Below are 16,012 nucleotides of genomic sequence, written 5' to 3'. Positions count from 1 at the left end.
GTGCTAGACTGAAGTCATCGCTGGGGACAGGGCTATGGCTGAGCGTTATAGACAGGTAGAGCGGGTTGGGTTTGGCTCGCGGCTGGCCAGTTCTTTTGTATCAGTGTTTGTTGGATTGATTTTATTTTTGGGATCGTTCTGGCTTTTGTTTTGGAATGAGGGGCGGGTCAACCTTGCCCAAGTGGCAACTGGGGCCATTGAAATCAGTCCATTGGGCTCGCCCTCTGCGCCTCTTGGAAGCTTAGTATCGCTCACAGGCCCAATTACCAGCAATGAGCTTTTGGGCGATAATCTCTTCCTGCGGCCAGGGCCGTATATTGCCGTCAGGCGCAAGGCGGAAATGTATGCTTGGGAAGAGGAAAAAGAAACTCGCACTCAAGAGGAGTTTGGCGGATCGGAAGTCAGAGAGACAATCTATACTTACACCAAAGTCTGGACGGAAAACCCCGAAGATTCAAGCCGGTTTTATCGCAGCAGTGAGCACGTCAACCCACCGATGGCTTTTTCCAGCCAACTCTTTCGAGTCAGCCAGGCTCAAATTGGGAATTACCGAATTGGAATGCAAGATTTGCAGATCGAAACTCCCTACGCTGTTCCTCTGGAGCCCCAAACGTTGATCCCGGGGATCCCAGCTAGGGTGGAAGGCTCTTATGTTTTCAAGGGGCGGGGAACCCTGGCCAATCCACAAATTGGCGATATGCGAACTTCGTACACTGCCTTGTACAGCGGAACTCAAGTAACTGTCTTTGGTCGTTTGGCCACCCTTAACAGCCTAGAGAGCTACCTGGGGCCGCGCAGCATTCGATTTTATCGGCTATTTGCCAGCGATCGATTTGCAGCCATTGAGCGTCTTGCTGCCGAACACAATGCCCTGACTTGGATCCTGCGCTTTGTGGGATTCTTGATGATGTGGATCGGGGCCGACTCTTTCTTCGTCCCCCTTCATACGATGCTCAGCATCTTTCCTTTTCTAAGCGGCCTGGGGCGATCTATGACGAGAGTGGTCACCTTTTTCATAGCCTTGGTTTTAACAGGGACGACTATTTTAGTCTCATCGATAGTGCATAATCCGGTGGCGCTGCTCCTCTGTTTGGGTGTGGCGGGAGTTTTCATCCTCAACGTGCTGGGGCGACGTCCCAGACGGCAAGTGGCAGGTTTTTAAGAGTTCCTCTGCCGGCACAGCAAAGAGCTTGCAGCGCTGCTGCATCCATTCAAATATGGCTGCTCCGAAGAGCAGCGAAATAGCTTGTCTCGATTCCTCTTACTTTCCCCTCACCCCCAACTTCTCTCCCGAAGGACAAAAGGAGCTGGGGATCAAGGCAAACGGTTTCAACGCAATTTGGAGCGACCAACCTACTAATCCCCGAAGGTTAAGAGCCGCTTTGTGGCTGCCCTAGCAGATTCTTTTTCCTATATTGATCGTTGGCCCATGAGTTTGTACAGTTGCTCTCCGAGGATCTGGATGCCGCTGAGGATGCGCTCTTCCGGTTGGTAGCTGAAGGCGAGGCGCAGGGCGTGATCCCCTTGGCCATCAGCAAAGCAGTGGGTACCCGGCAAGAAAGTTACCCCCAGCGCTCGGGTGGCCTACAGCAAGGTGTTGGCACTCAGGGGAGGGGGCAGCTCGCACCAGATAAAGAATCCACCCCCAGGGGCCTCCACCTTGACTTCAGGGGGAAAACATTGAGCGATGGCCTCCAACATCAGGTGGCACTTTTCTCGGTAACGGCGGATCAAAAGCTGAATGTGGCTCTCTAGGCGGCCTTCCCCGCAGTATCGGGCCACCACCCGGCCCAAAAAAGGCCCCAGGGATCCCTCGCTGCGAAACATCTCCAAGCGGCGGATGATCTCGGGATGGCCACAGGCCCAGCCCACCCGCACCCCCGGCGCCACAATCTTGGAAAAGGTGCCCACGTGCAGAACCCAGCCCTCTTTATCCAGCGCGGCCAAACTGGGCAAGGGATCCCCGACAAAGCGCAGGTCGTAGTAGGCCTCGTCCTCCACCACCACCACGCCGTATTCAGCCGCCAACTGCAGCAGCTTCTGCCGCCGCGGCCAAGAGAGGGTGCAGCCCCTAGGGTTGTGAAAGGTGGGAATGGTGTAGATAAAGCGGGGTGGGATCCCTTGGCGGGCTAGCTCGCGCAACACCTCTTCCAGGCGATCCACCACCATGCCCTCCCCATCCACCGGGATCGAGATCAGACGCGCCCCTGCCGCCGCAAAACGGCTGACCGCCCCCATGAAGGTGGGCCCCTCCACGATCACCACATCCCCCGGCTCCACAAAGACCTGGGGCAAGAGGCCAAGGATCTGCCCAGAGCCATAGCCGATCAAGAGGTTTTCCGGCTGCGCCTCCACCCCTCTGGCCCGCATCAACTGCTGCACCACCTCGATCAACCCGGCAAAGGTGCCGCCGTAATTGAGGGCAGCATCCCCATCTTCCGCCAACACCTCCGCTGTCGCCCGCGCCAGGTCGGCCTTGGGAAACAACCGCGGATCCGCCAGGCCAAAGGTAAAACTGGTTACTACCGGCACCGCCCCAGCGATCTCCGCGCCAACAGGAGGCGGGATCACCGCCTGGGCCCGCCGGGCGAACAGGGTCTCTAAGAGGGGCCGCATCCGAATCTTCAAGGCAGGAGAAGAACTCAGGCCAACGCTTGCCACGATAACAAGAACGAGCTGGCTAAGAGCAGGGATCCCAAAAACTGTCGCCAGCCCCGGCAGGGGATCTCCGCCAAGACGCCACCGGCACTCAGGCACAAAAAGGGCAGGGCCACCAGGCCCCAACGGGCGCTTTGCTGCAACAGGTTCATCTGGGGATCCCAAAGCCAAGCTGCTAGCACCCCCATCCACAGGACATGGCCCAAACCAGCCAAGCTGAGCAGGGTTTGTTGGCGTTCCGCCCAGGGCCAACCCAGCCGCACCAAGGCCAGCCCCAAGGGCAACATCAAGGTGGCCAGAACAGCCAGGCCGCTTTGGCTGGTGAGCGAATAGGACACCGTCGCCGTAGGAAAGCGCTCTGTCCCGGTGAAGGGATCGGCGGGCAGCTCGACCCGCAGCAACCAGGAGAGGCCAATCACCAGCAGCAGCCAGAGTAGCCCTTGCAACCGCTGCCGCGGCCAGTGTTGGCTAGTCCATAGCGCCCCCCAGAGCAGGGCCAAGAGCCAAACTTTGTAGCTCAAGGCACAGGCCAGCGCCAAACCCCCCCAGCGCAGGCGGGATCCCGGTCCAACACCGCTGCTGACCAACAAGACCAGGCTGGCCAAGATCTCGTTGCCCGGCTCCAAACCCTGGGTCAGCACCCAGGGGCTGAGTCCCCACAGGCCAGCGCTCCAGAAATTGCCCCAGCTCCAGCACAACAGCAGGATTACCAGGCAGGCCAGGGCCGAGACAGCTCGCAGGATCCCTTCGGGGGGGATCCCGGTTCCCTCAGCCAGCCAGGGCAGTAGCCCGTTTGCAATTGAATGGTAGAGAGGCAGTTCCGCTTGGACAGGGGGCAGGGATCCCTCAGGGCCACTGATGGGCACAGCGCGCCACCACAGCATCTGAGCCGGTTGCCCCACAAAGCGGAGCCGCTGACCCAGCAGCAACCCGATCCCTCCCCACAGCAGCCAGTGGCTCACCCAACTGAGCCCGTCTGGGCGGTGGTGCCGACGTTTGTCCGCCCTGGACAGGCTCAGTTGAGGAAAAGAGGGACGAGACAGCCGTTTGCCCTGAGGAGGCATGGCGGGGGGAAACTTCATAGGGTAGGCCTAGTCAACTCTAGATCGCCCGTCAAGGGACACCCAGCCTCCTGCCAGCGACGAATGGCTTGGGCGGTCAGTCCTTCGGTGACGTCGCGGACAGGAACACCGGCGCCGGTAACCTGCAGGCGCACCAGTTGCCAGGGATCCCCAGGTGTAGCCCGCAGCACATAAGCTTCATAAGCCAGTTGCAGGGTTTCGCTGCGCCGACCGGCTAGGGGGTTATCCTCCCGCTCGGGCTGCTGGGGCAGAACCAAGCGGCGCTCCAGCGTGGTGAAATACAAGCGAAAGCCTTGGGAAGCCGAGGCGGCTGGGCTATCCGGCAGAAGCTGGGCCAGCTCCTCGGCAGAGAGGAGTTCGGCCTCTGGCCGGCCCACCAACACCACCTGAAAGTCTGAGCGGGCGCGGCTCAAGGCCAAATTGAGAAACAAGGGCAACTGCTCTGTCAGGGCTTCAGCCCAGGTTTGCGGATCGGCAGCACAAACTTCTCCTCTGGCTGCTGTGGCAGTAAGGCAGCACAACCCCAAAGCCGCCGACAAACCTATCCGCCACCCCCCTCGGGCGGGGTGGGGGAAAAGATACCCGCCCGCTTGTCTTCTTCGCCGGCTACACCAGCCTAGGAACGGCATTGCCCCAATCCTCAGCCGATCGCTTCCTCTACAGCTTGAAAGCGTTGCCAGGCCGAAACGGGATCCGCAGCCGCCGTGATGGGGCGGCCCACCACCAAATAATCGGCCCCCGCCCGCAGCGCTGCCGCGGGGGTGCAGACCCGCCGCTGGTCGTCCTCCGCTTCTGGATCCCCAAGGCGGATCCCTGGGGTTACCAGCAGCACCTCCGGCCCCAAAGCCTGCCGTAGCCGTCCCACTTCCTGGGGGGAGCAGACCAGCCCGCTCACGCCTTGATCCAGAGCTAGCCGCGCCAACTGCAACACATAGTCGCCGGGATCTCGTTCAACGCCCAACTCCTGCCGCACCTGGTCGGGGCCAAGGCTGGTGAGAAGAGTAACTGCCAACAGCCGGCAAGAACTGCCCTGGGTGGCGGCCACTGCTGCCCGCAACATGGCACTGCCGCCAGCGGCATGAACGGTGAGCAGATCCACCCCATAACCAACGGCCACCTGAGCGGCCCGCCCCACTGTGTGGGGAATGTCGTGCAGCTTTAAATCGAGAAAAATGCGCTTGCCCCGTTCCTTAAGGGCCTGCAAAATCTGAGGGCCAACAGCCGTAAACAGCTCCAGGCCCACCTTCCACCACAGCACCTGGGGCAGGCGATCCACCCACTTCAGGGCCTGCTCCCAAGAAGCGGTATCTAGAGCAACAATGAGGCGGCTACCCTGCATGGCGAAAGCCCTCAGGCCGGCTAACGCGAAGGGCTCCGCTCTCGCGGCTCATAGTGGGGGCAGCCTTCACAGGGGCCATAGGGGTTGACGGCACAGCGCAACTCCGGGGAAAGGGCATTGTAGCGACAGGTGGGATCCCCAATCCAGCCAGGCGGCGAAGCGACATAAGTATAAACAACTACACCCCCGAACCCCAGTGGGCTGACGAAGAAACGGCTGGTGCTGAAGGACTCCCCCCCAGCAGGGTTGAACGTTTCCTCATCGAGCTCTGAACCGGGCTGCGGCTCCTCCTCCAGGCTCCAGAAGGCTTCCCACTGCCGAAGGGTTTCTTGGAGAGGCGCGGCCAGGTGTTCCGCCAACTCCGTCAGGGCGGCTTCCAAAGCGGTGAGGCTTTCTTCCGCCGCCTGGGTGAAGGCTGCCACCCATTCCTCCAAGAGCTTCTCAAAATCCATGCAGCAGCAACCTGAGAGCTTTCTTTTCACCTTACCGCTTGCCTGGGCAAGCCGGCTAACTTCCCCCTTGACAAACGGCATCTACTAACTCTTGGTTGACCAAGGGAAACAGCTCCGCCAATTCTTCGGCAGATAGGTTGCCGGTACAAACATTGGCGCGGATATGCCACTCTGCCCACATCAGCGCCGAGGGAACGGTGGGATCCTGGCCTTGCTCGGAGCCGGAACCCTTTGCGGGCCCTGGAGCCAGGCGGCGTCCGGGCCCGATGTTCAGTTGCAGTACGTTGTCGCGGTTGATGCCCGTCAGAGAGGTCTGGGCAGGGGCTTCTCCGACAAAGGCAAAAGGGAAAGACAAAGCCACCCAAACCAACCCCCGAAGGGCAAGCCGGCAAAGCATGGGATCCCTCCCCCGCGAGATAGGGTTGAGTTTTGAGGGCAATTATAGCTGCTATTTTTGGCAGCTAGGATTTGTCAAAAGCCGCCTTTGGCAGGCCAATCGCCGACCACTGCACGCAACGACGGCCCTGGTCATCCTCTAAGGCCCCCTCGCGGCGATAGGAAAAGAAATCCTGAGGCTGGCCAAAGGTGCAATGAGGACTGATGGCGATGTGCTCCGGCGGGATCCCCTGAGCTTCGGCCTGGGCGCGGTTGATCCAGCGCAGATCCAGGCGCACCTTACCCGGCAGAGGATCTGGCCAGAGGGCAGGTTGTGGGTCTACCCCTGAAGGCAGCGACTGCAGCACCTGCTCGGCCACTTCCTGAGAAACCTGGTAGGCTGGCCCGGAGATGGCCGGCCCCAGGGCAATGCGGATTTGGCTGGCAGGGATCCCCCCCTGGAGAAAGGCCTGCAGCACCTTAGTCAGGATACCGGCAGCCGTCCCCCTCCAGCCGGCGTGAACTGCGGCCACCCAGTGGGGGCTGGCCACCAAAATGGGCACACAGTCGGCAGTGCAAACCCAGGCCGAGTCCCCTGGGCGACGGGCGATCACGGCATCTGCTTCGGGACGGGCGAAACTCCCTTCCCCGACGTGAGAACCTGAAGCCCTCCCCTGGGAGAAGACAACTGCATCCGCCCACGTCCAGCGACAGCCATGCACCTGGTGGCCCCACGCAGCTCGTTCTGGGAGGAGTTGCAACTGGTCGGCCATATCGGCTGGTTGATAGGGGGAAGCTTGACGACAGCCAAAAGCATGGGGCCACCCCGCCAGCAGTTGACACTGCAGCCAACGCCATCTCCCTACCTCTTGCCAAACCCAGCCCCCGGAACCGCTCATCGGCCTGATGGGTGGAAAGGGGATCCCTGCCGTCGGGCGTGCAGGTGGCCTAGCCGCTCCTCCAGGCAGATGCGCAGCTCGACCGGGTTGAAGAGCATCGGCAAAAAGTGAATGCTCCGGCTTTCTCGGAAGAAAAACAAAATCGGCACCGGCCGCCAGAAGATCTGCCAGTCCTGCCACTCGCTGTAGGGGAACTCGCGGATGCGCCGGGAGCCGCTGTAGACCTGCAGCGCCGTGCGGGTAAAGGCCAGCCCGATCAGACAGGTCTGTACCAGCAAAAACAGGCCAAACAACCCCACTCCCAACCCTAGCCAAAACGAGAGCCACAACAGCGGCACCGCCAAAGCCAGCACTGCCAAGCTGAGGCGGAAGTCGGGGGTCAACAGATGGGCAGAGTGGGGTTTGATCACTTTTTGCTTCTCCTCCGCTTGCCAGCTCCATTTTACGCCGCTGCCACTACCTTTCTCCGGAGGGATCCCGCCTCTGGGTAAGTTGGGGGCATACCAAACAAGTTGTTTTGATGTATCCTGACAGAGCACACAGGAACGCGGCTTTTGATCATGGCCCTAACCGCATCTGACCCCAAAGCTCTCCCCAGCGGCGGCTCCCTGAGCTTTTTTGAGCGCTATCTCACCCTTTGGGTGGCCCTGTGTATTGTTGCCGGGATCCTCCTGGGGCGATGGTTTCCGGGCGTGGCCGAGGCTTTGGATGCCTTGAGCCTCTATCAGGTCTCCCTTCCCATTGCCGTCTGCCTGTTTTTCATGATGTATCCCATCATGGTGAAAATTGACTTCGGCCAGGCAGCCTATGCTTTGAAATCTCCCAAGCCAGTGCTGTTGACCCTGGCCGTGAACTGGCTGGTGAAGCCCTTTACCATGGTGGTGATCGCCCAGTTTTTTTTGGGGTGGCTGTTTGCCCCTTGGATAACCGGCACGGAAATCATCCGCGGCACAGAGATTAGCCTCAGCAGCTCCTACATTGCCGGGGCCATTTTGTTGGGCATTGCTCCTTGTACAGCCATGGTGCTGATGTGGGGCTATCTCAGCTATGGCAACCAGGGCCACACCCTGGTGATGGTGGCGGTGAACTCTTTAACCATGCTCTTCCTCTACGCACCGCTGGGCCGCTGGCTGCTGGCCATGAGCGATTTAACGGTGCCCTGGCAAACCATTTTGCTGTCGGTGGCCGTCTATGTGGGCCTACCGTTAGTTGCAGGAGCAGCCTCCCGCTATTGGATTCTCAAAACCAAGGGCCGGGAATGGTTTGAAAAAGCTTTTTTGCGCTACCTCAACCCCATTGCCATCGCCGCCTTGCTGGTGACGTTGGTGCTTCTTTTTGCTTTTAAAGGGGATCTCATTGTGGAAAATCCCTTCCACATTTTGTTGATCGCAGTGCCTCTTTTCGTTCAAACCAACCTCATTTTCGGCATCACCTATGTGGCAGCCCAGAAACTGGGCTTGTGCTATGAGGATGCGGCTCCGGCAGCTTTAATCGGCGCCAGCAACCACTTTGAGGTGGCCATTGCAACGGCGGTGGTGCTGTTTGGCTTGAACTCAGGGGCCGCCCTGGCCACCGTCGTAGGGGTGTTGATCGAGGTGCCGGTGATGTTGATGTTGGTGGAGATCTGCCGGCGTACCGCCTTTTATTTCCCCCGCCAGCCGGAAAAGGCCAGCTTGCCCGATCCCCGCTGCCTTAAAATTAGCCCCTGAGGGATCCCTTCAGCCCATGAACCTGCCCCCGGATCGCCAACGGGAACACCAGGCCAACGAGCGCACCTTTCTGGCTTGGCTGCGCACCTCTGTGGCTCTCATTGCCTTTGGTTTTGCCCTCACCCGCTTCAGCCTCTTTCTGCAGCAGATCGAAGCTTCCAGCTCCCCCGAGCAGCCCTCCCCGAGCCACGGCCTCTTGAGTACCCAGAACCTGGGCCTCCTGTTGGTGATCTTTGGGATCCTGACAATTGGCCTTTCAACCTGGCGCTACAACCAGGTGATGCGGCAAATCGAGGCGGGCAACTTTCGCCCCAGCCGTTTTCTCGTCTGGATCATGGCTGCGGTGGTGGCCCTGTTTGGGCTGCTGAGTCTTCCCCTGATGCTGCGCCGCCCCCGCCCTCAGGAGCCTTCCCGGCTCAGCCTGCCGGAGTGAAGGGCTGCCAGCGGCTGCAATTGCCGGGCTTGCTGCTTGAGCCGCTTAATCAACTGCTTGCACACCACCTCGCACAGCTCAAAGCAGATGGGATCGGCAATTTGGTAGTAGACGCTCACGCCCCTGGGCTCGCGGCTGACGATCCCTGCCTGCGCCAAGATCTTGAGATGTTTGGAAACGTTGGCCTGGCCCATGCCGGTGGCCTCTAAGATCTGGGTGACGTTCTTGGGTCCCGAGCGCAACTGACACAGGATCTGCAGCCGGCTGGGCTCCGCCAAAACCTTGAAGTAATCCGCTACGCTGGTCAGCACTTCCGGCGTCAGAGTCAACTGGCACTCGTCTTTGCCACCTTTCACGAGCTCGTCCCAATCCATAGCCTGTCTTGAGGGATGCGCTGGCTTGATTTTAACACTAAATAGTTATACAGTAGATCTAGAGGCCCGAATTGGATCGCGTTCGGGTTTTGCCAACAGACAGGAGGGCAGCATGCTATTTCGCCAACTGTTCGACACCGAGACGAGCACCTACACCTATTTAATCGCAGACCCAGACACCCGCGAGGCAGCTCTGGTGGATCCCGTTTTGGAGCAGGTGGAGCGGGACTTGAAGTTAATTCGAGAGCTGGGTCTGACCTTGAAGTACTGCTTGGAAACCCACGTCCACGCCGATCACATCACCGGCACTGGCAAGCTGCGCGAGCTGACCGGCTGCCAAGGGGTGGTGCCGGTTCAGGCCAAGGCGCAATGTGCGGATCGCTTTATCGGCCATGGGGAAACGCTGCAGGTGGGATCCATTGTCATCGAGGCCATCGCCACCCTGGGCCACACCGACAGCCACATGACCTATCGCGTCAATGGGGATCGCGTTCTTACCGGCGATGCCCTGCTCATTCGCGGCTGTGGGCGCACGGATTTCCAGAGCGGGGATCCCGGCCTGATGTATGACCATGTTACCCAGCACCTGTTTACCCTGCCGGACGAGACGTTGGTCTATCCCGGCCATGACTACCGGGGGCACACCGTCTCCACTATTGGCGAAGAGAAGCGCTGGAACCCCCGCTTTGTGGATCCGGAGACCGGAAATTTGCGTTCGCGGGAGAGCTTCATCGCCCTGATGAACAGCCTCAACCTACCTCAGCCCAAGAAGATTCAGGAGGCGGTGCCGGCCAACGAGCAGTGCGGCCAAGTGGCAGCAGCCGCGGTTTAGGGGGAGGCCGCAAGGCTTGGCGCTGGGTAGACTTCTCTCAGGCAGCCCGTCAGGAGGGTTGAGAGTGGAACCCCAAAATCTCTATGAGAGGGATTTCTATGCTTGGACGCAGCAACAAGCCCAACTGCTGCGGGAGCGGGCCTGGGAGAAGCTAGACCTGCCCCATTTGATTGAGGAGATGGAATCGTTGGGCAGGCAACAGCGGCAAGAGCTGCGCAACCGGCTAGGGGTTTTGGTGGGGCACCTTCTGAAATGGGAGTATCAGCCGCAGGCTAGATCTGTAAGCTGGCTTCTTACCCTACAGGTGCAGCGACAGGAAGTTCTGGATCTATTGGAAGAAAACCCCAGCTTGAGGCCCTATTTGCCGGAGGCCATCTCCAAGTCTTACTTGAGGGCGCTGCAGCTAGCCCTGGAAGAGACCAAGCTGCCCAGAAAGACTTTTCCCAAGACGTGTCCTTACGCTCCCGAGCAAATCCTGGATAGCCAGTTTTACCCCGGCGAGCCCAGCAGGTTGCTTGAGGAAGAAGGTTAGTTACCCGAGGAGGAAACCAATGACTGTAGCCCGACAAAATCCTACGCCTTCCGCTCAGCAGGAACGGGATCCCCGTCTCAAGGAGATCGACGCCCTGACCTTAAAGCAGTGGCTGGATCAAGGGCGGGTACAGCTCATCGACGTGCGGGAGCCGGGAGAATATGCCGATGAGCGGATCCCAGGGGCGATCAACATGCCTCTGTCTAGCTTTGATCCGGCCAAGGTGCCCGCCTCGACGCCGGAAAAACCGGTGGTGTTGCAGTGCCGCATGGGCAGCCGCTCCATCCGCGCCGGCTGTCAGTTGCTGGAGTACGGCTGGCCGGAAGCGATGAGCCTAAAGGGCGGGATCGAAGCCTGGAAGGCCGCCAAGCTGCCCACCACCCGCACCCGCAACGCCCCCATCTCGCTGATGCGGCAGGTTCAAATTGCGGCGGGATCCCTGGTGGTGGCCGGCACCCTGCTGGGAGCTTTTGTCCATCCGGCCTGGCTGGTGTTGAGCGGCTTTGTGGGAGCCGGGCTGGTGTTTGCCGGGATCACCAACACCTGCGGCCTGGCGCTGCTGTTGGCCCGCATGCCCTGGAACCGAGGTCAGACGCTATGAGCAGCGAGATCCCGTCCGCCTCTTCTACAAAGCAGGGGATCTGGGCGCGCTACCTGCCCTTTGCCAAGGATTCCTTGTGGTGGCTTCGCTATCGGCGAGAGGATCTGCCGGGGGATCTCATTGCCGGACTGGTTACAGCCACTCTTCTAGTGCCCCAGAGCATGGCCTACGCGCTGCTGGCCGGGCTGCCTCCCCAGGCGGGCCTCTACGCCAGCATCCTGCCGGTGATCGCCTACGGCTTTCTGGGATCCAGCCGGGCTTTGTCGGTGGGGCCGGTGGCCATCATCTCCCTGCTGGTGGCCGCGGGCTTGGAGCCGCTGGCGGAGCCGGGCAGCCCGGAGTATGGCCGGCTGGCGCTGGGCTTGGCCCTGGAAGCGGGCTTGATCCAAGTAGGGGTAGGTCTGCTGCGCTTGGGGTTTCTGGCCAATTTCTTGAGCCACTCAGTGGTAACGGCCTTCGGCAGCGCGGCAGCCTTGATCATCGCCTTCAGCCAGCTCCGCCATCTGCTGGGGGTGAAGATCGCCAACACCGAGTCCTTCTGGCTGCTGCTGCAACGGCTCTGGCAGAGCTTGGAGGGAGTCAACTGGGCCACCCTGGGGCTGGGGCTGTTGGCCATCACCCTCTTGGTGTACGCCCAGCAGAAGCTCCCCGCTCAACTGCGCCGCTGGGGGATCCCACCCCTCTGGGGCCTACTTCTCACCAAGGGCGCGCCGCTGGGAGCCGTCTTCCTGACCACGCTGCTGGTGTGGGGGTTGAACCTCTCAGAGAGAGCGGGGGTGGCGGTGGTGGGATCCATTCCGGCTGGCCTGCCCTCCCTGGCCTTCCCTTGGCTGAGCTGGGCAGAGTGGAGATCTTTGCTGCCCACAGCCTTGGCCATTAGCTCGGTGGGCTTTACAGAAAGCTATGCGGTGGGGCAGTCGCTGGCCAGCCAGCGGCGCCAGAAAGTGGATCCCAACCAGGATCTAGTGGCCCTGGGGGTGGCCAACCTGGCCGCAGCCACAAGTGGTGGCTACCCCGTAACCGGTGGGATCAGCCGCTCAGTAGTTAACTTTCAGGCCGGGGCCAACAGCGGCCTGGCTTCGGTGGTGACGGGATCCCTGATAGCCCTGGCCGTGATCTGGCTGATGCCCCTGTTTACCTTCCTGCCCCAGACGACCTTGGCAGCTATTGTTTTGGTAGCCGTGTTGGGGTTGGTGGATTTTCACCCCTTGCTGCAGAGCTGGCGCTACGACCGCGGCGATGCCTTGGTTTGGCTGGTCACCTTTGCCAGCGTGTTGGGGATCGGGGTGGAGCCGGGGATTGGGCTGGGGGTGCTGGTTTCCATCCTGCTCTTTCTTTGGCGGGCCAGCCGTCCCCACATCGCCATTGTTGGCCAGGTGCCGGGCACCGAGCACTACCGCAACGTGCTGCGCCATGAGGTGCTTACCGATCCGCGCATCTTGGCGGTGCGGGTGGATGAAAGCCTGTTTTTTGCCAACGCGGCCTACCTGCAGGAGTCCATCCTGCAGGAGGTAGCAGCGCGGCCAGCAGTGGAACAGGTGCTGCTGGTGGCCAGCGCCATTAACTTCGTCGACGGCAGCGCTTTGGAGGCCCTGGCCCAGTTGGTAGAACGTCTGCAGCAAATGGGGGTGGGCTTTGCCCTGGCCGAGGTGAAGGGGCCGGTGATGGATCGCCTCAAAAGGGCTGGGTTTGTGGAGAAAGTGGGCGCCGAGCGCTTCTTCTTGTCGACCCACCAGGCGATGCAGGTTCTCAAGTCTCAGACGAACTCTATGCCGGCAGCCGCTTCCGGATGAGCACAATCGGCGTTTGCTCTGCCGCATTGCCGGCTGGGTTCTTGCGCAGCGCCTGCTCCACCAGCTCCTCCTCCACGCCAGGGCTGGTTGCCAGAACGCTTACTTCGCCTAGATCGTTGGCATCGACAATGGCCACCTCGTAGCCGGTCTGGGCATGGAGCTCGGCCACCAGCTTGGCCGGATCCCGTGGTCCCAAGACAATGAACTGGTCATAGGGGGGCAAGGTGCCGGTGACATCGTCGATCAAGGCCGCCTGCTCCCCCGCCAGGGCGTAGAAGGCTCCGCGGATCCCCAGCAATTTGGCCAGGGATCCGACGACAAAAGCCCCCAACACCCGCCAGGCCCCCGAACAGTCGATCAACGTCTGCATCCCATAGCAGCTTGAGAGACTGGTTTTGGAAGGGAAGAAGTAGCAGAGGGTGCGGGCCAGCCAGCCGGGCTGCACCTGCAGGGGATGGCGAAAGTTGCCCTGGACGATGGCCGCCGCGCTTTCCGAGATGGCCACAATATCGCCGGGCTGGATATGGGGGCCTACGTAGTGCCGCAGCACCTCGGCTAGGTCGTCGCTGGGGGTAAGCAGATGGGTGGGAACAGGAGCCCAACTCACCAGCCCCTGCTGCTGCCAGGCCAGCTCCGGCAAGGGCTCCACTTCCTGCAAGGGCAGGATCAGGTGGCTGGTCTTCAGGGTGCGCCGTTGCCGCCCGTACTGGATGTAGTCCAACTCCAGCCAGGCCGAGCGCAAATCTGCCAGCCCTTCCCCCTCTAGCTCGATCTCGACTTCTAAGCCGGTCTGGCTTTGGGGGGAGATGATGTAGGCCTGCCAGTAGTTGTCTGGGCGGGGGGGCAGATCCGGATGGCGGGAGCGCAGGCGGATCCTACTTTGGATCCCTTCGAGGGAGCCGGCGCTGAGCAGATGCAGCCGCGGCTGCACCTGGGCCAAGGTGACCTCAAAAAGGGGGTTGAGGTTGCGGGCCACAAACTCGGCCTGGATAAGCCAGCGATGAGGGCTGAGGCGGCTGAGGCGCCAGCTCTGGGGCTCCACCAGCAGACAGTCGGCGGGGCGGGTCTTCAGCCAGTACAGCAACGTCGCCACACTTAGGAGCAGCCCGGCCACCACCTGGATCCAGGCCGAGGGATCCCAAAGCCAGCGCCCGATCCCCCAGAGGCTCAAGACCATGCCAGCCAATACGCCAGCCACCACACCTCGGCTCACCATCCGAATGGTTGCCATTGGGATCCCACTCCTTAAACCCTGCTCAAGTCTGCCCCTTCCTTCAGGCCTGCACCCTAGACTACAGGTACGCTCCCCAGCCCTAGCCATCCTACCGGGAAACCGCCAGCACCCTGTAGCAGGATCCCTATCTACACCTTCATCTCAAACAGTTAGACTAAAAATAGATTGCACCCTAAGTTTTCTGCCGCATCCTTTGGAGGTTGCCCATGGCCCAAAAACAGCAGTTCAAGAGCTTTGACGACATGATCCAGGGATCCAAAACTCCCATTCTGGTGGACTTTTACGCTACCTGGTGTGGTCCCTGTCAGGTGATGGCTCAGGTGTTGGAGCAGGTGAAGCCGCAGGTGGGGGATGCTATTTCCTTCGTGAAGGTGGATATAGATAAATACCCCAACATTGCTGCCCGCTGGGGGATCTACGCTGTGCCGACTCTCATCCTGTTCAAAGACGGGAAGCCGGTTGACCGCATCGAGGGGCTGTTGCAGCCTCGCGCCCTGGTGGAGCGGTTGCGGGCGCAGATCGGCCTGCCGGTCAGCTAAGGGCAGATAGACCTTGAGGGCGTTTTGGCAGGAGCTTGAGGCGGGGCCGGTTCTCCAAGTTCACCAGGCGGGAGAGGTGCCCTACCGCAGGGCGTGGGCTTGGCAGCAAGTCAGGTTGGCCCAGATGATCCGCGATCCCCAGGTGCCAGATGGGCTTTTGTTGCTCACCCACCCGCCGGTCTACACCCTGGGGGCGGGGGCCGATCCCAAGTTTCTCAAAAGCCTGGCTGGACAGATAGGATCTCCAGACACTCAGCCAGAGTCCCCTGTTACTGAGGGGCCGGAGATCCTGCGGGTGGAGCGGGGCGGCGAAGTGACCTACCACGGGCCGGGCCAGTGGGTGGGTTATGCCCTGCTCAACCTAAAGCGCCATAGGACTCTCTACGGCTCCCACGGCCAGCCGGATCTGCATCGCTACCTGCGCCACCTAGAAGAGGTGCTCATCCAGACTGTGGCCCACTTCGGCCTGCAGGGGGAGCGGATCCCTGGCCTAACAGGGGTTTGGGTGCAAGGCCACAAGGTGGCGGCCATCGGCATCAAGGTCTCCCGCTGGGTGACCTACCACGGCTTTGCCCTCAACGTCTGCCCGGATCTAGCTGCCTTCCAAGCCATCGTGCCCTGTGGGATCCCTGACCGGCCCGTGGGATCCCTGGTTCAGTTTTGTCCCCGAGTAACGATGGCGGCAGTGGCCCCGGTGGTGGTGAAGTCCTTTTGTCAGGTCTTTGGGCTGCAAGCTCAGGAAGTTTCCTTATCAGAGTGGTTGGGAGAACGCAAGTCTCTAAAGACTCAAGGCTAATCCACCCCCAACTGGCGCAGCAGTTGCTGCAGGATGGCCTGGTCGGCAAAGTTGCCGCTCTTGGAAAAGAGAGCCAAAGCCTGGCGAAAGTCGGCCATGGCAGCCTCTCGATCCCCCAGTTGCAAGTGGGCTACGCCGCGACTGAAGTAGGCTTCCGGGATCCCTGGATCCAACTGGATGGCCCGCTCCGCATCGGCCAGGGCCTTTTGGGGCTGGCGCAACTGGTTGTAAACGTAGCTGCGGTTAACGTAGGCTGGCGCATAGGTGGGATCCAACTGCACCGCCCGATCCAGATCGGCCAAAGCGGCCACCGCATCCCCGCGCAGCAACTTGAGGGATCCCTGCCAGTTGAACTCGGAAGCGG

At 60.8% G+C, this 16,012-nt stretch carries 21 protein-coding genes; 9 read left to right on the top strand and 12 right to left on the bottom strand.

Features of this window, described 5'->3' with window-relative positions:
- Positions 1-34: 34 nt before the first annotated feature.
- Entirely contained in the window at positions 35-1,162 is a 1,128-nt protein-coding gene (locus ACVWXC_RS03045; protein WP_457390944.1) for a TMEM43 family protein, read from the top strand.
- 248 nt (positions 1,163-1,410) lie between these two features.
- Here the strand turns inward: ACVWXC_RS03045 and ACVWXC_RS03040 are convergent, their stop codons facing one another.
- The 9 genes from ACVWXC_RS03040 to ACVWXC_RS03000 form a co-directional block, all read right to left on the bottom strand.
- On the bottom strand, positions 1,411-1,557 hold the full coding sequence (locus ACVWXC_RS03040; protein ID WP_206336951.1) for a hypothetical protein: 147 nt from the start codon (positions 1,555-1,557) through the stop codon (positions 1,411-1,413).
- A 27-nt stretch (positions 1,558-1,584) separates the two neighbouring features.
- Entirely contained in the window at positions 1,585-2,616 is a 1,032-nt protein-coding gene (locus ACVWXC_RS03035; protein ID WP_206336846.1) for an aminotransferase-like domain-containing protein, read from the bottom strand.
- A gap of 26 nt (positions 2,617-2,642) precedes the next feature.
- A complete protein-coding gene (locus ACVWXC_RS03030) occupies positions 2,643-3,740 on the bottom strand; it encodes a hypothetical protein (RefSeq protein ID WP_240527864.1) in 1,098 nt (365 codons plus the stop codon).
- Positions 3,737-4,279: a hypothetical protein gene (locus tag ACVWXC_RS03025; protein WP_187147154.1), complete on the bottom strand. Its 543-nt coding sequence runs from the start codon at positions 4,277-4,279 to the stop codon at positions 3,737-3,739. The genes ACVWXC_RS03030 and ACVWXC_RS03025 overlap by 4 nt, the downstream gene beginning before the upstream one ends.
- 101 nt (positions 4,280-4,380) lie before the next feature.
- Positions 4,381-5,079, bottom strand: coding sequence for an orotidine-5'-phosphate decarboxylase (gene pyrF, locus ACVWXC_RS03020; RefSeq protein ID WP_011430543.1), 699 nt, complete (start codon positions 5,077-5,079; stop codon positions 4,381-4,383).
- Positions 5,080-5,099: 20 nt separating this feature from the next.
- A complete protein-coding gene (locus ACVWXC_RS03015; protein ID WP_240527863.1) occupies positions 5,100-5,531 on the bottom strand; it encodes a DUF6464 family protein in 432 nt (143 codons plus the stop codon).
- A gap of 55 nt (positions 5,532-5,586) precedes the next feature.
- Positions 5,587-5,928 carry a hypothetical protein gene (locus ACVWXC_RS03010; protein WP_011430545.1) on the bottom strand — a complete coding sequence of 114 codons (342 nt, stop codon included), beginning with the start codon at positions 5,926-5,928 and terminating at the stop codon, positions 5,587-5,589.
- Positions 5,929-5,992: 64 nt separating this feature from the next.
- Positions 5,993-6,805 carry a peptidoglycan editing factor PgeF gene (gene pgeF / locus ACVWXC_RS03005; RefSeq protein WP_457390949.1) on the bottom strand — a complete coding sequence of 271 codons (813 nt, stop codon included), beginning with the start codon at positions 6,803-6,805 and terminating at the stop codon, positions 5,993-5,995.
- Complete coding sequence (locus ACVWXC_RS03000) at positions 6,802-7,215, bottom strand: DUF3119 family protein (RefSeq protein WP_011430547.1); 414 nt, start codon at positions 7,213-7,215, stop codon at positions 6,802-6,804. The genes pgeF and ACVWXC_RS03000 overlap by 4 nt, the downstream gene beginning before the upstream one ends.
- Before the next feature lie 150 nt (positions 7,216-7,365).
- On the opposite strand from ACVWXC_RS03000, the gene arsB reads away from it, so the two are divergent.
- Positions 7,366-8,514 carry an ACR3 family arsenite efflux transporter gene (gene arsB, locus ACVWXC_RS02995; RefSeq protein WP_099813388.1) on the top strand — a complete coding sequence of 383 codons (1,149 nt, stop codon included), beginning with the start codon at positions 7,366-7,368 and terminating at the stop codon, positions 8,512-8,514.
- Between the two features lie 16 nt (positions 8,515-8,530).
- On the top strand, positions 8,531-8,947 hold the full coding sequence (locus ACVWXC_RS02990) for a YidH family protein (RefSeq protein ID WP_011430549.1): 417 nt from the start codon (positions 8,531-8,533) through the stop codon (positions 8,945-8,947).
- Here the strand turns inward: ACVWXC_RS02990 and ACVWXC_RS02985 are convergent.
- Positions 8,914-9,321: an ArsR/SmtB family transcription factor gene (locus tag ACVWXC_RS02985; RefSeq protein WP_457390952.1), complete on the bottom strand. Its 408-nt coding sequence runs from the start codon at positions 9,319-9,321 to the stop codon at positions 8,914-8,916. The genes ACVWXC_RS02990 and ACVWXC_RS02985 overlap by 34 nt on opposite strands.
- A 112-nt stretch (positions 9,322-9,433) precedes the next feature.
- On the opposite strand from ACVWXC_RS02985, the gene ACVWXC_RS02980 reads away from it, so the two are divergent.
- From ACVWXC_RS02980 to ACVWXC_RS02965, 4 genes are all read left to right on the top strand, one after another.
- Positions 9,434-10,153 (top strand): MBL fold metallo-hydrolase, encoded by a 720-nt coding sequence (locus tag ACVWXC_RS02980; RefSeq protein WP_099813148.1) that lies wholly within the window; start codon positions 9,434-9,436, stop codon positions 10,151-10,153.
- A gap of 64 nt (positions 10,154-10,217) precedes the next feature.
- Complete coding sequence (locus tag ACVWXC_RS02975) at positions 10,218-10,685, top strand: DUF29 domain-containing protein (protein ID WP_414402762.1); 468 nt, start codon at positions 10,218-10,220, stop codon at positions 10,683-10,685.
- A gap of 19 nt (positions 10,686-10,704) precedes the next feature.
- On the top strand, positions 10,705-11,286 hold the full coding sequence (locus ACVWXC_RS02970) for a rhodanese-like domain-containing protein (protein ID WP_414402763.1): 582 nt from the start codon (positions 10,705-10,707) through the stop codon (positions 11,284-11,286).
- Complete coding sequence (locus ACVWXC_RS02965) at positions 11,283-13,079, top strand: SulP family inorganic anion transporter (protein ID WP_457390954.1); 1,797 nt, start codon at positions 11,283-11,285, stop codon at positions 13,077-13,079. The genes ACVWXC_RS02970 and ACVWXC_RS02965 overlap by 4 nt, the downstream gene beginning before the upstream one ends.
- Here ACVWXC_RS02965 and ACVWXC_RS02960 read toward each other — a convergent pair.
- A complete protein-coding gene (locus ACVWXC_RS02960; protein ID WP_240527862.1) occupies positions 13,054-14,310 on the bottom strand; it encodes a coenzyme F420-0:L-glutamate ligase in 1,257 nt (418 codons plus the stop codon). The genes ACVWXC_RS02965 and ACVWXC_RS02960 overlap by 26 nt on opposite strands.
- 209 nt (positions 14,311-14,519) lie before the next feature.
- Between ACVWXC_RS02960 and trxA the strand changes: the two genes are divergently transcribed.
- Positions 14,520-14,852, top strand: coding sequence for a thioredoxin (gene trxA / locus ACVWXC_RS02955; protein ID WP_011430556.1), 333 nt, complete (start codon positions 14,520-14,522; stop codon positions 14,850-14,852).
- Between the two features lie 13 nt (positions 14,853-14,865).
- The gene (gene lipB / locus ACVWXC_RS02950) at positions 14,866-15,648 is read left to right on the top strand and encodes a lipoyl(octanoyl) transferase LipB (protein ID WP_457390957.1); all 783 of its coding nucleotides are present in this window, start codon (positions 14,866-14,868) and stop codon (positions 15,646-15,648) included.
- On the opposite strand, the gene ACVWXC_RS02945 is transcribed toward lipB, so the two are convergent.
- Entirely contained in the window at positions 15,645-15,977 is a 333-nt protein-coding gene (locus ACVWXC_RS02945; RefSeq protein ID WP_457390959.1) for a tetratricopeptide repeat protein, read from the bottom strand. The genes lipB and ACVWXC_RS02945 overlap by 4 nt on opposite strands.
- Positions 15,978-16,012 lie beyond the last annotated feature (35 nt).

The organism is Thermostichus sp. OS-CIW-20 (assembly GCF_054061455.1).
This window is presented reverse-complemented; position numbering and strand designations above follow the sequence as displayed.

Excerpts from the sequence above, each read along its gene's own strand:
- arsB (WP_099813388.1), top strand. The coding sequence starts at position 7,366 with ATGGCCCTAACCGCATCTGACCCCAAAGCTCTCCCCAGCGGCGGCTCC.
- ACVWXC_RS03015 (WP_240527863.1), bottom strand. The coding sequence starts at position 5,531 with ATGGATTTTGAGAAGCTCTTGGAGGAATGGGTGGCAGCCTTCACCCAG.
- pgeF (WP_457390949.1), bottom strand. The coding sequence starts at position 6,805 with ATGAGCGGTTCCGGGGGCTGGGTTTGGCAAGAGGTAGGGAGATGGCGT.
- ACVWXC_RS02990 (WP_011430549.1), top strand. The coding sequence starts at position 8,531 with ATGAACCTGCCCCCGGATCGCCAACGGGAACACCAGGCCAACGAGCGC.
- ACVWXC_RS03045 (WP_457390944.1), top strand. The coding sequence starts at position 35 with ATGGCTGAGCGTTATAGACAGGTAGAGCGGGTTGGGTTTGGCTCGCGG.
- ACVWXC_RS02960 (WP_240527862.1), bottom strand. The coding sequence starts at position 14,310 with ATGGCAACCATTCGGATGGTGAGCCGAGGTGTGGTGGCTGGCGTATTG.
- ACVWXC_RS03035 (WP_206336846.1), bottom strand. The coding sequence starts at position 2,616 with ATGCGGCCCCTCTTAGAGACCCTGTTCGCCCGGCGGGCCCAGGCGGTG.
- ACVWXC_RS02980 (WP_099813148.1), top strand. The coding sequence starts at position 9,434 with ATGCTATTTCGCCAACTGTTCGACACCGAGACGAGCACCTACACCTAT.
- ACVWXC_RS03030 (WP_240527864.1), bottom strand. The coding sequence starts at position 3,740 with ATGAAGTTTCCCCCCGCCATGCCTCCTCAGGGCAAACGGCTGTCTCGT.
- ACVWXC_RS03010 (WP_011430545.1), bottom strand. The coding sequence starts at position 5,928 with ATGCTTTGCCGGCTTGCCCTTCGGGGGTTGGTTTGGGTGGCTTTGTCT.
- ACVWXC_RS02965 (WP_457390954.1), top strand. The coding sequence starts at position 11,283 with ATGAGCAGCGAGATCCCGTCCGCCTCTTCTACAAAGCAGGGGATCTGG.
- trxA (WP_011430556.1), top strand. The coding sequence starts at position 14,520 with ATGGCCCAAAAACAGCAGTTCAAGAGCTTTGACGACATGATCCAGGGA.
- ACVWXC_RS02970 (WP_414402763.1), top strand. The coding sequence starts at position 10,705 with ATGACTGTAGCCCGACAAAATCCTACGCCTTCCGCTCAGCAGGAACGG.
- pyrF (WP_011430543.1), bottom strand. The coding sequence starts at position 5,079 with ATGCAGGGTAGCCGCCTCATTGTTGCTCTAGATACCGCTTCTTGGGAG.
- ACVWXC_RS02985 (WP_457390952.1), bottom strand. The coding sequence starts at position 9,321 with ATGGATTGGGACGAGCTCGTGAAAGGTGGCAAAGACGAGTGCCAGTTG.